Below are 16,630 nucleotides of genomic sequence, written 5' to 3'. Positions count from 1 at the left end.
TCTCGATTCGATTTTTTCAATAAATTAAAGTTATGCAGCAACCAAGTTGTATATACGCGAAGTTCATAAAGTAATTGATCGAACTCAATGGTGCCATATTGTTCAATTAATTTGGGATATGAAATAAGTTGAGAATAACTAACTGCCGCCCAGTCATCGGGTGATTGGATTTCAAATACAGCTTCTGTGTTTTTAATGCCATGTTTAGCTAAAAAAGGTTTTATATGTTCAGTTTTAATCTCATTCCATTGAATATTACTAGTAGTTGTTATCTTTTCTTTGTCTATATATTTTTTTAGTAGGTTATGTGTTTCATTATCATTTATAAGAGGTAATGATTTGGAGTAATTTTCATCAAAAAACAGCTGGACAAGAGAATAAGTATACAAACTTTTATAATTGATAGTGGGATTGTATTCTGCTTTTCCTTGTGATTCAAAATAGATTTGGAAATGAATATTTTGATGAGCATTAAGATCTCTGATTTTATTCTCTATAACAGCTTGTTCCGAATTTAAATCAGCAATAATTTTATGATACAGTTGTATTTCTGCTTCTTCTTTTTTTCTTAATTCATTCCAGTTATTAACTTGAAGTGCCAGTAAGATACCGACCATAACAAGCACAATCTCGCCTATGGCATAAAGTAAGTATTTGCTGAATTTGTTTTCAGTCAGTAATCTTTGTCTGATTTTTCTAAAGAAGTGAATCATTTGAAGTAGTGGTTAGCGGTTGCCTTAACAAGATAATGAATTATTAATTAGGCAGTTAAGTGGCTTGAAAGCTATGATTTGGAAGACCACCCCATTATATACCATTACAGATGTAATGGTAGTTTGGGAACGGTGCACCTACATGAGCAGTTTCAATGTACTGTAACAATTGAGACTTTTGTTAAAACTTGAATTGCTTTTATATTAATTTCAATTTGGTTTTTATTTGTATTGGCACCAAAAATCGATTAATTCCCAGGGGGGTGAATACCCCTATAATTAAGCTCTTTAATGATTAGTTGTGAAATTCGTTTATAGTCATTTCTAAGATCAGTTCCGAGAACTAAAGAACCGTAAAGGTCATTAGTCATAGTACCTATGAGATTATAATATTTGATATCCTTAATAAGATCTTTTCTAAGGGGCGCCAACCTTTTGTCCATACTATTTGGATAATAATTACCTGGCCACTTATGACTGTAATTGCCATTTTTCACAACCGGTCTGGGGATTATGGCATTTTCATAATCTTCTAAATTTCTTACACTTTCTATATATCGTTCCTCATACTTTTTAAAACGATCTACAAGATTAGGCCAATTGGATAACAGGACTTTCAATGAATCATTCTGGATTCGATCTATCCCTCCAGAGTTTACCAAGCCGTTAAGAACAGTATTCGTGACACCCCAGATAGAATTATTAATATCAAGAGTACTGGCGGCAATTTTTTGTGTAATGGGAATCGTCTCGTCCGTTATCAGTTGTAGATAGGTTCTACCTTGCTTTTCCTGCTTCTTTCTTATTATTAGTAGCTTATTGAGTAGTTTATCATTCTCATCAAATTCTTGCTTCAAGCTAATCAAAGCCTTATTCTCTGCCTTCCTATCTTTTTGACTTTCATTCCAATTATTAATCTGTAGCGCAATCAAAATCCCGATAACCACAAGCACAATTTCACCTATCGCATACAGCAGATACCTACTAAACTTATTTTCAGTCAGAAGTTGCTGTCTTATTTTTCTAAAGAATTTTATCATGTGAAGCAGTGGTTGGCGGTTTCCTCATCAAGGTATCGGGACTAGAGCTGTGCATGTTTGATCATAAAATACTCTTTCGAAATTTTGAAAGAGTGTTGTTTGTACAGTTGGTAATTATATTTTAAACCCTGTAAACATCTGCCCTCCAATTTTTTATGAGCATTTTTATTTCTTTGTTCGTTAAGTTTTCTTTTAAAGCTTTTTCTACTAAGGGTAAAAACTCCTCATCACTCGCAAAACGTAGCGCTATAATTTGGGCTACTTTTAGTTCTTTAGGGAATAATTTGCCTGTCATTACATAATACCTCAAATTTTCTTCAGCTTTTATGGCCCTGTCTTGTGCTTTTAAAGGAAAGCTGCGTACAAACCATGCCATAATTAAAAATATAATAGCGATTAGCACTACTAAAGAAGCTAAATACAGGTTATCACTACTGGTACGAATAAGATTGCTTATAGCACCGATTAATAAAGCTAGTATCGCAATAAACAAGAGTCCATGAAACCCTTTTACAAGTTTACCATGATTTTTAAAATTCTGTTCTTCCATTTTTTTAGTTTGATTTAAAGATAATCTTATTCATTAGTACTTTTCGAATATAAAGAAAGCCACTCAAACTATCGAGTGGCTTTGTTATTATAATTCTTTATCCGTTTTATTGAAATTTTACTAATCAGTCGTTTTTTCCCCGGCTAGCGCTCGTTTACAACGAGTGCCCTCGCTAGCGCGAGCGTCACGCTCGTGCCTTCAAGTATGAGTTTAGTTCCTTCTACTCGCGCTCGTTTACAGCGAGAATTCGAGTAAAAAAACCACTCTGAACAAATTGCAACCATACCGAATAAAAAGACGGCTTTTATATACTTTTTCAAGTAGAACACTTATCGGAAAAAAGGGGTAGCTTGGTTCCTACTTGCAAATAGATTGTAGCTGGTTTAATCCCGCGGTGCATGACCCATGGAATCTGGTGCTCCTTGATGGTATCTAAATCTTTCAACTGATTTTCCATCGATTACTTTAATGCGTTTCCTGATGTTATTAAATAATTTTTCCTTTTCTGCAGTAGGATATTTATCAATATCATGTCCTAGATAATTATTCCATCCTGATGTCCATTGACTCACATATTTGGAGCCTGCGTTGACACGTTGTTCTACGAAATCAGTAATATTTACGGTGGTGTTTTTGTCCGACACATTTCCGCCATAGAAAAGGAATTCAGGAATAACATGCGCCTCTAATTTGTCCTGTATGATATGTCCTTCATACATCAAAGGCCATTCTGCGGCTCTCACCGCATCAGCAGCTAAATATGCAGCCGCACGATGGTCACTTTTGTGCCAAACCTGATAATTATACCCAGGATCAAAAGCCATCAATACATCGGGTTTTAGCTTTCTTATATAATATACCAATTTACCAATAGCTTCTTCCTTATTTGCAAATTCGAGTCTACCATCATCATAACCCAAATTAATATACCGATCTTCAGATAAACCAATCTGTTTCATTGCATCGAGTTGTTCGATACGTCTGATCTTGGCAAGGTCATCTTTTCCAAGATTTGGATCCTTCGTTCCCACATTCCCGGTACTCATGGTCAGGATATATATCTCATTACCATTTTTGTTTAGCATAGCTAATGTGCCATGTGACTGATGGTCATCGTCAGGATGAGCCCCGATCAAAAGTATTCTCTTCCCTTTCCAGTTTTCAACTGTTTCCTTGGGTTGTGCAAACCCAATTAGTGAGGTAAAAATCAAATAGCCAAAAATTAAGAATCTAGTAGTTTTCATCAGTATACAATTTATGCTGTATATAAATATAAGTATTTTACGCATTCCAATTCTTCCGGATAAAAGCGATCATCAATTCATTTTCGTTTTTGGTGGAAATTGATTCGCTATCCGAAATACGTTTTTTTCACTTGGGTCATTTTTAAATGATCACGCCATCAATACCTAATGCAGCCATAAGTAGCTCAAAAACTATGATTTCGGAGACCTCCCATTATACAGCGCCACCAAAGTAGTGGTGGTCAGATTTGTGAACAGAGTGTGGAATAGGAGATTGGTAGCTATTAAACGTATATGTTGTTAGTTTTTGCTTGAATCAAATATTAAAACCCTTATGCAATATGTGTTTTATGCGTTCTAGCCTTACTCTATATTTTGCCTTATCTGCGCAATTAATCGTTTAGATTGCTCTTCTAGCGGTAAATAGAAATTCTTATTTAGGTTTATTGACATTACAATGAATATGTAAAGATTGCTTTCAAATTCTGGCTTTTCAAGAAAAGTGAAGTCATTGTTTGGAAACCTACTTGGTTCAACAGCAATAAGAGCGTCCTCGATAATATCTAAGTGTCTTCTAAAATTTCCATTATTGATAAAGAATTGATGGGTGTAAGCCCCCCTTTCAGTAACAGCGTTTTCTTGAATTTTCACAAGTTCTAATTGTGATTGTAATTCAGAAATTGCCTTTCTCAAGGATGGATCAGAAATGATTGATAATTTTCCAGAATTATTTATTTCATTATAAGTTCCTTGGTTGGGTATATACCTAGAAGCATATTTAAAAGCTCCCACCATATTTTGGGACAATTCTTTTTCACTTAGTACAGGTAATGACGGCCCAGTGAATTTTCCAATAGTTATGCAATTTTTAATAATTTCGGTATTGGTTTCAATAGTCGCAGTGAGTATCGTGAGATTGGTTTCAAGCTCTAGTAACAACGACGTCAATAATTGCTGTTCGATAACCTTATTTTTTTGTTCTTCATTCCAATTATTTATCTGCAATGCAATCAAAATACCAATAACTACAAGGACAATTTCTCCAATAGCATACAAAACGTATTTGCTGAACTTGTTATCAGTAAGGAGTCTTTGACGAATTTTACGGAAGAATTTAATCATGCGAAGTATCGGTTGGCGATTACTTCTCCAAGTTAATGAATAATCTTTAACAGCTTAAGACTAAATGAATAATGACAATATTAAAAACCTACACATTGTAGAGAGCAACAGATGATTTCATACGATGCTTGTAGATTTATGAAAGTAGCGGAGTTTTACGAAACACTAATACTTTCATTACTATTAATTGGTTCTAAGTGACAGTATTAAATATTAAAAGAGCCTGTTTGGAGAAGAAAATGTTTTTTTTATTAAAATAAGGTAGGGTTTTTGTTAGTTAAGTTGTTATGTTGATAACAATGGGTATACGAATTAATCTGAAGGATTAATTCGTATACTATTTTAATAACTATTAAATAAAATTAAATAAAATTAAATAAAATTAAATAAAATTAAATAAAATTAAATAAAATAAAATAAAATAAAATGATTTTAAAAAGTTTAAGAACTTTAGTTTTCATTGCCTTTGCTACTTTTTCATTGGCAAGTATCCAAAGTTGTAGTGAAAGTATTTCACCTACTGATGAATTAAGTTCAGAAGATCAAACTTCCAGAGTTCAATTAGTCTTAGTTGATGCTCCTGGTGATTATATGGAAGTAAATGTTGAGATTGTAGATATTCAATATAATAGTTCAGAAGATGATGAAGGTTGGAAAAGTTTTGACCGTGAATATCCTATCAATGTTGATCTAACAGAACTGATTGCTGACAATACCCTTTTATTGACAGATGAAATTATTCCTTCAGGTATGTTAAAACAAATAAGATTAGTCTTAAGCGATAACAACAATATTGTTATTGATGGAGAGCCCAATCCTATTGATCTTGACACTCCTAGTGCACAGCAGTCTGGTTTGAAATTAAAATTAGATACAGAGTTAGAACCTGGTTTTTCATATACTTTTATACTAGACTGGGATGTTGATAAATCAATTGTGAAAGCAGGTAATTCAGGAAATTATAATTTAAAACCTGTTATTAATGTAAATGCTGAAGTTAATTCTGGAACGGTTAAAGGAAACGTTATTGGAAAGTTGAGTAATAGCGAAGCTGATGCCGTTGCTCTTGAAAATGTTACAGTAGGTGTTTTTTCTGTTAATGATTTAGATAATTCTGTTAGTTCTACTCAAACGGATGTAAATGGAGACTTTACATTTTTAGGTCTTGCAGGAGGTTCTTATATCTTTAAAATTATGAATTCAGGATATCAAGACTATGAAACTCCTCAAGATACTCCAATTGTTGTCGAAGTTGGTGTAGTTAATGTTTTAGGAGAAAGTATTGAACTATTGCTATCTGATTCTATAAAAGGGAATGTTGTAGGTAAATTAACGGTGGATGATGAAAACCCTATCGCATTGGAAAATGTGACTGTTGAAATATTTGTTGCTAACGACCTCGTCAATTCGATAACTACAGCAACTACGGATATAAATGGAGATTTTTCATTTCAAGGACTGATGACAGATTCATACGTTCTAAAAATAACTAATGAAGGATATATTGATTATGAATCTACACCTATTGATGTTGAATTTGGTGTTTTATATGAAATAGCGGAAAGCATAGAACTATTGTTAATAGAATAGTATATAGGAATATATTCGTTTTGTTACGGACAAAAGAAAGACTTACATGAAAATGTAGGTCTTTTTTTGGTTAAGTGCATTACCTGCATTGATTACACTTAAAGATAAGTGTAAATATAGATTGCTTGGACAAAGACAAGTGCACTATGGGTGTGTTAATTAGAGTAGAATTAAGATACCATATTGGATAAGATCACAGATGTGGCTTTAGTAGGAGGCGGTTAGTACCCGCAACCTGGAGAAATTTCCTTATCGCACAAGGTAGTTTTATTCTTGGATAAACTTCCTGAATTTAAACGTGGTGTTCTTGAAGTTTTACGGCCACCTATCAAAGTAATTTTATGCTGGTGGCTAGCATGAATCCAAGTTTGGAAGGTACTTTGACGACCCTGAAGAACCAGTAACATCTTCTCCGGCTGAAAAGTTGTGGTATTTGAGTAAGATCTCGACTAATTTTAGGTTTTATTAACGGGTTGAACCTAAGACAACGTACAATTATTGGAAATCTAAAACTTTAGTGATACTTGCTGTAATAGGTTAATTTATTAAGAGATTAAATAGGTATTTGGTTTTTATTTTTTTTAACTCAAGTTCAATTATATCGATATATTGACACTTAATAATATTTTTAAAACTTACTGCTGGCATAAATAGACTAGACTTCTATCTCATGTCCTTGAACAGCTAGCTCAATCGGGAAATTATAATTGGACTTTCGCATAAAATTTTCAAACATTTGGGTTCTCTCTTCATCAGAATGTGCCGGATCATGATGGAACAGTACTAGGTGTTTTGCCTCTGTCCGTGAACAGAATTCCGCAGCTATATCCAAGGAGCTATGTCCCCATCCCACTTTGTTTATATATTCTTTCTTGCTGTATTGGGAGTCATGTATAAGGAGGTCTGATTGATAGGCCAATCTAAATCCTGAAACCCAATCGTTTTCAGGAAAAAGGTGTGCTTTGCCAATTACAGGTTCGTGGTCTGGCATATAGGTTACCGATTTGGAACCACATTGAATGCGAAAGCCAACAGTAGGTCCCGGATGGCTTATAAACTCTGAGGTTATTAAAAAATTTCCGAGTGTAAAACTTGTATTCGGTAGTTCTTCTATAATAAGATTGCAAGGGATATCTCTTAATGGTATTGGAAAAAGGGGTGGTGATAAAAACCGATTCAATCTAGATTGAAGTGATTCAGGACTACCTCCAGGGCCCCAGATATGAATTTCTTTATTGGGATTGAACAAGGGTTTACAAAAAGCAAGACCTTGTATATGATCCATATGCAAATGGGTCAACAAAATATCGATTCGGTCAGACTTATAAAAGGTGTCAAAATCGATTCCTAAAATCCCGGTACCTGCGTCAACAATGATTCTTTCCTCACCATTAATAATCTCTATGCATGGAGTATTTCCTCCATATGTTTGATTATTTAAGGTTGAAGTCGGATATGCTCCTCGGGTACCATGTAGCTTTACCTTCATCCTATGAAATCATTATCCCAGAAAATGGCCATAGCGCCCGAAAATTTTTTAGATCGCCCAATTATAGGAATAGAGGTTACCGATATTTTAGTGTATTTGCCATTAAGGGACTTGATCCAAAAGCTCTTGTGTGCCGGCACCTTGTTTTTTATGGTTTGTACCAACGGGAGTTCCTCCGGGGCTAAATCCCTTCCATCCTCATCCTGTGGAAAAAATGAAGTGCCCCAATCATCTACGGGCATTGGCCCGGTGTTCTCAAATTTTTTACCTAGTATTTCTTCTGCGGGTTCGTTGTAAAAAATTAAGGTTCCTTCAGGATTTACTATAAAAACTGGCACTGTAAGACTATCTGCCAGCTGCCTGCTTAAGATAATTTCAATTTCGTATGCTGACATAGGCAGGCAGTTTTAACGGTACAACCTTTTAAATATATAAAAAATAGTTCGTTTTTGCTATAATAGTGCAGTTGAATAGATAGTTAACTTTTTTTGAAGCATTAGTTCAGTAAAACAATTGTCCTTTGTTTTAAAAATGTTTCAAAATAATTCATTAAAAAAAACAGAAAGATGAATAACAGATTAATTCCACATCACTGAGTACTTCTTAGTTGCTAAGAAAAGGATTCCTTTGGCCCATTCACAAAATACATTTCCATTTCATTTAGACCCTTTACCACTATTTTTCCCCGGCAAGTACATTCATATTTTGTTTTAACGACTTGATATAGCGAGTGGGATATATTGATTTTATTTGGCTCACTGTTCTTTTCCATTCTTGAAGCCAAGTTTACTGTACTTCCCCAAATATCATAGGCAAATTTGTCAACCCCTACAATACCGGCAACAACGGGCCCTGAATGTATTCCTATTCGTATCTCAAAACCTATTTCCCCTCTTTCTTCTTTCTCCCTTCTGTATTCCTTCATGCATTCGTTTATTTCTATAGCCGCTTTGATTACATCAAAATGATGATCTTCATTTTCAGTATCCAACCCTGCCACGCACATATAAGCGTCCCCAATAGTCTTAATTTTTTCGATATTATATTTTCTAATAATGTGATCAAACCTAGAGAAGCAATTATGCAATTCTGATACCAGCTGGGTGGCACTCATGGTTTTTGAAATGGAGGTGAAATCTTTGAAATCAGTAAATAAAACAGTGACGGATTCATGATATTTTGCCTTGGACGTTCCAGTAGATTTCAGCTCCATGGCTGTTTCAATAGGCAGAATGTTCAGCAAAAGTTCGTCAGATTTTTTCTTCTCTTCGGTTAGCTCTTCGGTACGTTTCGAAATTTCAATTTGAGCGGAATTCAGATCCCGTACCATTTTATTAAAGGCAATACTCAGTTCACCTATTTCATCTTTAGAGGTATTAATTACGGATTGCGTAAAATCTCCTTCTCCTACCCGGTTAGCCGCGTCCCGTAGTTCCAAGACAGGTACAGATATCTTTCTGGCCAACCAATACCCAATTAAAAGACCTATTACAAAAACGGTTAAACTTGCAATTGCAGATGCAATACGTATTTGTCGTCTGCCCACTGCAATTTCATTCGTAGAAAAGCTAAGCATTACTTCCCCATTCATTGCAGGTGTGGAAAACGGACTTGTCTTGATTATAAAATCTTCTGTGGAGGCAAGATAAGGGTCAACCGTTATACTATCAGGGAAGGTCATAAAGACCTCTTTTTTTATTTCAAAACCTGAGCTATTTTCATTCCAAATACTATCATTTTGAATAATACTTACAAACTGTAAACGATTATCATCCCGTACGTAATTTAAGGACATTTCTACCCCTTCAAAATTTTCTTCGGTAAGGGCAATCTTTACACCCAGTGCAACAGAATTAGCATAATGTTCAATTTCAGAATTATAATTTTCAAGTAAAATACTTTCTTGCCTAGCGGGGTAATAAAAAAGAATAAAAAGGGCAAACATAAGCACGACCGATAAGACGGTCATTAATATTTTAGATTGTACAGATAGAATCATTAATTGGCTATATGATTTTTAGAATATGCTGAGTAACCTATAGTGTATGAGAGCGATGATAGGAGTTTATAATTTAGTTTCACCATCAATTGTAATTATTTTCAACGTTAAATCATGAGTACTATCTACCACACCTATTGCACCCGGGGTTTCTGCAACAAATGCATTTAATTCGCTGGGCGAGGTAAAAAAGGTTGGGGCTTTTATTCTTCCTTGAAATACGAGTGCCAAGAAGTACTTGTTTAGTTCATTAGGGCTCATATTATAAATACGGGTACAGGTTTCTTTTCCAACCGGAGTGTTTGATTTCATTAATGCAATGATGACCTGCTTGCCGTCGTTCCATCTCATCTTCTCTCCCCGGAGGACAGATTTCAACTGTTTGAAGTCCATTTCAGAAGGAACAGAGACATTGTTGCCAACAACTATAAGTTGGGCATCTTGGGCACAAATCAAGGAAGGGGTGAGCAGCCCCAGTAAAAACATAAGTACAATATTGAAAATAATTTGCTTCATGTACTATTGATTAAAATCCTATTGCGATTTGCAGTTTTACCTTGTTAATATTATCGAGTAGGCTTATACTTTCATGCTGGTATTCCAGTTTCACAACAGCTAGATAATTTATTTCATATCTAATTCCTGTTGTAAAGGTGGTTACATCATTATTGATATAGTAAAACTCCTCATCTTCAAAATGTGAACTGTCCAAACGGAAATAGGGTATTATTTTTTCTTTAATTCTGTAACCGGCATAGAAATATGATGAAATTGAATTTACGGTACCGCTGCTCTCCGCCGTATTAGCGGCATAGGTCGCTTCGGTAAGTACCTCTAATTTTTTACCAAAATAAGCAAAGGAAGCGGTGTATAATTGCTGTTTAACGGCTTCTTCGATTCCAAGACCTAGACCATGGTGATCCTCTCCGTCCGGACTAATATTGTCATGGTAAAAGGAAGCGCCAATTCGCATCCTGTCTAAGGGTTTTATATGCACCGCTGCTGTTAATGATTTGTGTGTATCGTTATCCTTTAGGTCATTTGAACCAATACCATTTCCTACCATTAAGTCATAGCCGAACCTTAGTTTTCCTAAATTCATTCCTTGCAGGGAAGCCCCGGTAGTGTGTAAGGGGATGATTCCTGCCTTAAATAGATAGGGTCTATCAATGGTTGGAAAGAAAACTCGCCCATGATGATAGGAGTCATTCCAATAATTTAGAGGAGTATGGTGTTTTCCAATCAGAAAGCTGTGATTTCCGTAATAATTGTATTTAAAAATGACCCTTTCCACACTCACTTCAAAATCATTTTTGTCTAAATCGTAACGAAATACGGTTTCACCTAAAAAAGATATGCGGTCGTTGATCTCTGAGGTGATAAACAAATCGTATTCACCAATCTGAAAACTTAGATGGTCATTTTCTAAGGAAGAGTTGATATCTATAAAACCTCTAATCTTAGTGTCCTGCGCAAAAATTGATCCGCTGAGACCTAAGAATATGATGAAGTATAATAAACGAATTAATTTCATGCTTCTTCTTAAATAATTAACCAGTGATTAATCCGTTCAACGTTTAGGAGATTATTTATACTATTGTATCTTAAGTTTCAACCTGTTCAATAATCACAAATAGCTAGTTAAAGGTTAACATTTCTAAGTTAAGTTAAATAAAATAAAATAACCGCGTTGTTTTTTTAAATCCAGTAAAAATTTTCAAACCATCCAAAGCACCGAAGACCAGCTATATTAAAATTTCAAAGCGTGATATTTCTTTGAAGTAGCACATGTTAACGGTTGCATTCTTATAACTTATGTAGAACCAAAGGCCGTAAAACGGTTATTTATTCCTTAAAAAAGAATAGTAAAGAGAACGAATTGTCTACTACAAAAATGATTCTTTCTTCGCTTGGAGTATTGTTTATTTCAACGCTGATTGCCATTCCATCTGTATTTTATCTTCTATTTCTTATGTATAGTGCGGCAACATAATTTAGTCAATAGGTTGTAGCGTATTTTCCGAAAGAATTTAATCATCTGAAGTAGTTGTTGGCGGTTTCCTTATCAATATAAGGAAATTTTTAATCATGGTTTAAACTTAATTGGTGGACCACTATAGTTGACAAGAAGACAGTCGCTATGTTGTTCAAATACAGTTTTATTGAAGACTTTAAACTCTTATAATAATGAGCAACAATGACCATGGATTTTTTGACTAACTGCCTACAATATTGTTTGTTTTCAAAAAATAGCTAAACAACAATAGATATAAGAAACAGAAGTTAAAAACAACTAAAAAAATCTTGAATATCAAATAGATTTAGATTTTTGGTAGGGTATTTTCCATCTTAATTGTTATAGCTAATATATAGATGTACATATTATTCTAAACCATCGTTATAATTAAAATACCTATGAATCAAAAAATTGATTACCCCCAAATGAGAAATGAATTTAACCTATTAAACAATTTAAAAATGAAAACCATTCAAAAAATGGCACTAGTTGCTTTAAGTGTTTTTACTGTTGTGTCTTGCAGCAAAAATAATGAGGATACTCTAAATGATTTACCCGTGGGCATCGCATTAAAGGCAGATGCAAAAGTTAGAGTTGGTGATTTGCCCGTGGAGATTTTAGATTTTGTGGCAAGTGAATATCCTGATCTAACCATAGATGAGGCAGAAGAAGAAGATAATGGTAATTTTGAGGTAGAATTAAGTGATGGCACAGAACTTATTTTTGATGCCAATGGCACCTTTTTAGGCATAGATGATGACAGCCAAGAAAATGGTGATTTCGATGACTCTGAAATTGCTAAAGAAGACTTATTGCAAGTTATTTTGGACTATATCGAGCTAAATTATCCTGGAGTGGGGATAGATGAAGCAGAACTAGAACATAATGATCAATACGAAGTGGAATTGAATGACGATACCATTTTGATTTTTAATATCAATGGTGATTTCCAGGGTGTTGGTGTCGATGAAAACGACCAAGATGATGATGGAAATTATGACTGGGAAGAAGAAGATGGAAACGATGATGGAGACACTATAGACCCGGCCCAATTACCAGAGATGGCACTGTCGTATTTGGAAGAGACCTACCCTAATCTTACCATTGTACATGCGGAAATTGAAGATGAAGGAGATTTTGAAGTAACCATGAGCAATGGGTTGGAAGTTTATTTCGATGCCGAAGGAAATTTCCTTTCTGTGGATGAAGATTAAGATAATTTATATTGTTAAAAAAGGGGTATAGTCCCAAGCAATAACAAAAATACCCTGTTGCCTAACTGTTTTTTAGAGTTAGGTAACAGGGTTTTTAATTTGTATTATGAAGAGTTATAGAAGAAGTAGTGGTTGGCGGTTTACATACCAATATAAGGAAATATTTAGTTGCTGATTTTGAAGTGATTAAAATAGCATATGATTTCATACCAATTAAACCGCTTATTGACTTATGCTCCATGTTATAAATTAGGATTTTACATTTAGTTCTTCGGAGGAGTCCATCTATTTTGTAATTTTAGACAAAGCCTTTTATATGCCAACCACAGAACAGTGTAAAAACTGCGAACAAACATTTGATTCATCTTTTGAATACTGCCCTCACTGCGGCATGGAAGCTACGGACAACCTTACCGTTGGTGTCTTGTTTAGTAATACCATTGAAAATTACTTTTCCATAGACGCTAGATTCTTTAGGAGTTTTCTTACCCTCATGATAAAGCCAGGTGTACTTGCACGGCGGTTTGTTGATGGAAAACGACTTAAATACCTGCATCCTGCACAGTTTTACCTCTTTATCTCAGTTGTCTTTTTTTTTATTTTTTCCTTTACCGTTCGTAAAGCGGATAATGAGGTTTCTGAAGTAATCAAAAAAGGGATGGAGCAGGAAATTAATTTAGATTCTATTTCGGTCAATACAGATTCATTGGATATTACAGAAGCCAGAAAGGCCATTAAAAAAAATCAAAAGATTATAGGCTTATCCGACGAAGAACTAGTAGGATTAGATTCGGTAATGACTTCAGATTCGGGGATAGCAAACATATCATTTGGTTTTGAACGCAAGTTGTTGGACTCTCTTATCGCCGTAGGTGCACCATTAAATCAAAAATTGGAGGCTATGGGAATGAAGGAAGATAAAAATGCCTTTGGACGTAAGTTCTATGCTCAAATGCTGAAGTTTTATGAACAACAGGGTGGAGGTATTATTCAGGTATTATACGATACAATACCTATTGCAATGTTTCTTCTTTTACCACTTTTTGCCGTATTTCTTAAAGTATTTTATTGGAAACCGGCCACTTTTGCCCATCATTTAGTATTTAGCTTTTATTACTTCACCTTTATATTCACATCTTTTTGCGTTATGCTATTGGTAAATAAAGTGTGGGAGATTCCCACTTCAATCAAAACGCTTATTTGCTTCTCATTTGTATTATACCTTATGTTAGCACTACGAAATTTTTATAAAAGTTCATGGTTAGGCGCTTTCTTCAAAGCCAGTATCATTTCATTTTTCTATATGCTTATCATTGTGCCAGTAGCTGCAATAGGAATAATTATGGTGGCCTTTATGCTATATTGAACTTTTATATAATTCAAATGTACTTTGTCTAGTCTATAGTTGATAAGAGTTTGTTTAATTAGTTAACTTATTATCGATAAACATTATATAGTTTAGAGTAGGTCAATGTCTTTATTAAATTTAAAAATGAATTGTCATGAAAAGACTCATATTATTTTCACTTCTGTTTACGATAACCATTACTCTTTATGCACAGAGTAAAGTCTTGGAAAGTCGCAGTATGAAAAGTATGTTATTGAAAACCGAAGTAAATTATTCGATTTATCTGCCAGATGGTTACGAACATTCTGAACGTTATTACCCTGTGGTTTATCTTCTAAATGGATATACAGGTAATCAAACAGATTGGATTGAAGCAGGTAGTATGCAACGTATAGTAGACCATGAAATTAAAGAAGGAAATATTCAAAAAATGGTTATTGTAATGCCAGATGGCGATGATAGACTTTATATGAACAGATCGGATGGGACTTATGCTTATGAAGATATGTTTATGACAGAATTAATGCCGTATATTGAAAGTCAATATCGCATTCGTAAAGGAAAACGATACACGGGAATTAGTGGCTTATCGATGGGGGGAGCTGGTGCCTTAAAATTAGCTTTAAAGTATGATAAAATTTTTGGAGCCTGTGCCGCATTTAGTTCTGCCGTTTTTACAGAGGATGAAGTTACTTCTTCAGAGCAAGACGGAATGAATGGGTATGTATCCAAAGCGATGCCCGATATGGTTGGTAAGAAAGGTAAAAATAGATTAAACAAGAGCTATGAAAACTACGATGTACTTCACTTGGTTAAAACCAAAGCAGTTGAACAGTTAAAAACCGTAAAGATATATTTTGATTGCGGGGACGATGATTTTCTTACTTTAGGAAATGCCCAATTACATAAAGAGCTAACCCTACTAAAAATACCGCATGAATACAGGGTTCGGGACGGGGCGCATACCTGGCCTTTTTGGCGTGAGTCTTTACCAGTTGGCTTACAATTTATTAGTGATACTTTTTGGAAATAGGTATTGCTCATTCTTTAGTAGGTGATTTTTTCACTATAGCCAGATTGTAATTGGTGCTGCAATACATTTAAATTTTTGGCAAACTAATAGTTTCAAAGTAAGCCTAGAAATTTATTAGCTCAATACTTTTTTCAAGGCCTTGTCAAATAGCATAACATCCTCCATAGTGCCTGTGCTTATTCTTGCCCAATCGTTAAATGGTGGAAAGGGCCTACCTATAAGAACATTCTCTTTTTCCATGGCAGCCATCATTTCGCTTATGGGCCGTCCTGTTTTAAAGAAAACAAAGTTGGTATGCGATTTTTGATGTTCTAAGTTTAAATCATTTAATGTTTTATAGATTTGATTTTTAGCTTCCACATTTTTAGCAACACTAAATTTGTAAAACTCATCATCTCTTAATGCTTCCTTAGCAGCTTCAATCGCTAAAACATTTGACATAGCCATAATGTTTTTTTTCAGTCTAGTAGCAATATCTGGTCTAGCAACTAAATATCCAATTCGAAGTCCTGCAAGGCCATAAACTTTTGAGAATGTTTTTGAGACGATAACATTCATATTCTCCTTTACCAATTCAATCATTGAAGGGTAATCGGGTTCAGTAATAAAATCATAGTATGCTTCGTCACTAAATACCATTGTTCTATGACTAACGGAAGAGCAAAAATCTCTTAATTTATTTTTATCAAGTAGTGTTCCTGTAGGGTTGTTAGGGTTGCATATAAAAATTAAACCTGTTTTAGCTGTTATTCTTTTCTCCATTTCATTTAAATCATGTCCCATGTTTTTATCTACAGGAACTCGATGTACGGTAGCACCAAAATTCTCTGCATAGGTCATGAGCGATTGAAAGGTAGGGTCAGCAGCAATAATTTCACCACCATTAATTCCGTAGGTTAGGCCAGCAGCCTTTAAACCTTCTGTAGAACCGCCAGTTATAACAATGTGGTCTTTAGTTACACCTTCTTTCTGGGCTATTTGTTCTACCAATGGATGTAGCACCATTGAGGGGTATCTGCATACAATATCTAATGAGTTTTTAATTACCTCTCGTACTGCTTTTGATGGCCCGTACGGATTTTCATTAGAATTTAATTTTGCAATACTTGATTTTTCGAAATAATTAGATTTTTCGATTTGTGAGGCGAAAGCTCCAAATCCACCTAAAAAAGTAAAACCACTAGAAAGTCCAGCAGTTTTAAGCCATTGTCGTCGGTCAATAGTGTTCATATGTATACCCTTTGGGTAAAAGATACGAAAATTGCCTATAA

General features: G+C 34.6%; 15 protein-coding genes and 1 pseudogene. 5 read left to right on the top strand and 11 right to left on the bottom strand.

Annotation, left to right across the window (positions count from 1 at the left end; translation table 11 throughout):
- The 5 genes from B5X55_RS13745 to B5X55_RS13725 form a co-directional block, all read right to left on the bottom strand.
- Positions 1 to 713: DUF6090 family protein (locus B5X55_RS13745; RefSeq protein WP_234999741.1), on the bottom strand; the 713-nt coding region annotated here is incomplete at its 3' end.
- A gap of 248 nt (positions 714 to 961) precedes the next feature.
- Complete coding sequence (locus B5X55_RS13740) at positions 962 to 1,753, bottom strand: DUF6090 family protein (protein WP_079513205.1); 792 nt, start codon at positions 1,751 to 1,753, stop codon at positions 962 to 964.
- Positions 1,754 to 1,874: 121 nt separating this feature from the next.
- On the bottom strand, positions 1,875 to 2,303 hold the full coding sequence (locus B5X55_RS13735) for a DUF6526 family protein (RefSeq protein WP_079513204.1): 429 nt from the start codon (positions 2,301 to 2,303) through the stop codon (positions 1,875 to 1,877).
- Between the two features lie 383 nt (positions 2,304 to 2,686).
- Positions 2,687 to 3,547 (bottom strand): PIG-L deacetylase family protein, encoded by an 861-nt coding sequence (locus B5X55_RS13730; protein WP_079513203.1) that lies wholly within the window; start codon positions 3,545 to 3,547, stop codon positions 2,687 to 2,689.
- Between the two features lie 363 nt (positions 3,548 to 3,910).
- On the bottom strand, positions 3,911 to 4,669 hold the full coding sequence (locus B5X55_RS13725) for a DUF6090 family protein (RefSeq protein WP_079513202.1): 759 nt from the start codon (positions 4,667 to 4,669) through the stop codon (positions 3,911 to 3,913).
- A 426-nt stretch (positions 4,670 to 5,095) separates the two neighbouring features.
- Here B5X55_RS13725 and B5X55_RS13720 point away from each other — a divergent pair, with 426 nt between their 5' ends.
- Positions 5,096 to 6,259, top strand: coding sequence for a DUF4382 domain-containing protein (locus tag B5X55_RS13720; protein WP_079513201.1), 1,164 nt, complete (start codon positions 5,096 to 5,098; stop codon positions 6,257 to 6,259).
- A 192-nt stretch (positions 6,260 to 6,451) separates the two neighbouring features.
- Positions 6,452 to 6,707: pseudogene (locus B5X55_RS13715) on the top strand (ATP-binding protein); the annotation flags it as partial.
- A 207-nt stretch (positions 6,708 to 6,914) separates the two neighbouring features.
- On the opposite strand, the gene B5X55_RS13710 reads toward B5X55_RS13715, so the two are convergent.
- The 5 genes from B5X55_RS13710 to B5X55_RS13690 all read right to left on the bottom strand — a co-directional run bounded on the left by B5X55_RS13710 (position 6,915) and on the right by B5X55_RS13690 (position 11,281).
- Positions 6,915 to 7,748 (bottom strand): MBL fold metallo-hydrolase, encoded by an 834-nt coding sequence (locus B5X55_RS13710; protein WP_079513200.1) that lies wholly within the window; start codon positions 7,746 to 7,748, stop codon positions 6,915 to 6,917.
- Positions 7,745 to 8,143 (bottom strand): PAS domain-containing protein, encoded by a 399-nt coding sequence (locus B5X55_RS13705; RefSeq protein ID WP_079513199.1) that lies wholly within the window; start codon positions 8,141 to 8,143, stop codon positions 7,745 to 7,747. Before B5X55_RS13705 ends, B5X55_RS13710 begins: the two co-directional genes overlap by 4 nt.
- Positions 8,144 to 8,358: 215 nt before the next feature.
- Positions 8,359 to 9,747: an adenylate/guanylate cyclase domain-containing protein gene (locus B5X55_RS13700; protein ID WP_079513198.1), complete on the bottom strand. Its 1,389-nt coding sequence runs from the start codon at positions 9,745 to 9,747 to the stop codon at positions 8,359 to 8,361.
- Between the two features lie 66 nt (positions 9,748 to 9,813).
- Positions 9,814 to 10,263 carry a hypothetical protein gene (locus B5X55_RS13695; protein WP_079513197.1) on the bottom strand — a complete coding sequence of 150 codons (450 nt, stop codon included), beginning with the start codon at positions 10,261 to 10,263 and terminating at the stop codon, positions 9,814 to 9,816.
- A gap of 10 nt (positions 10,264 to 10,273) precedes the next feature.
- Entirely contained in the window at positions 10,274 to 11,281 is a 1,008-nt protein-coding gene (locus tag B5X55_RS13690) for a hypothetical protein (RefSeq protein ID WP_079513196.1), read from the bottom strand.
- A 944-nt stretch (positions 11,282 to 12,225) separates the two neighbouring features.
- Between B5X55_RS13690 and B5X55_RS13685 the strand changes: the two genes are divergently transcribed.
- From B5X55_RS13685 to B5X55_RS13675, 3 genes are all read left to right on the top strand, one after another.
- A complete protein-coding gene (locus B5X55_RS13685) occupies positions 12,226 to 12,978 on the top strand; it encodes a PepSY-like domain-containing protein (protein WP_159447549.1) in 753 nt (250 codons plus the stop codon).
- Between the two features lie 316 nt (positions 12,979 to 13,294).
- On the top strand, positions 13,295 to 14,344 hold the full coding sequence (locus B5X55_RS13680; protein ID WP_234999740.1) for a DUF3667 domain-containing protein: 1,050 nt from the start codon (positions 13,295 to 13,297) through the stop codon (positions 14,342 to 14,344).
- 136 nt (positions 14,345 to 14,480) lie between these two features.
- Complete coding sequence (locus B5X55_RS13675; RefSeq protein WP_200811616.1) at positions 14,481 to 15,359, top strand: alpha/beta hydrolase; 879 nt, start codon at positions 14,481 to 14,483, stop codon at positions 15,357 to 15,359.
- Positions 15,360 to 15,473: 114 nt separating this feature from the next.
- Here B5X55_RS13675 and B5X55_RS13670 read toward each other — a convergent pair whose 3' ends face one another.
- Complete coding sequence (locus B5X55_RS13670) at positions 15,474 to 16,589, bottom strand: pyridoxal phosphate-dependent aminotransferase (protein ID WP_079513192.1); 1,116 nt, start codon at positions 16,587 to 16,589, stop codon at positions 15,474 to 15,476.
- Positions 16,590 to 16,630: the final 41 nt, after the last annotated feature.

Source organism: Maribacter arcticus (assembly GCF_900167935.1).
Lineage (GTDB): Bacteria > Bacteroidota > Bacteroidia > Flavobacteriales > Flavobacteriaceae > Maribacter > Maribacter arcticus.
Note: the sequence above shows the minus strand (reverse complement) of the source record. Positions and strands in the feature narration are given on the sequence as shown.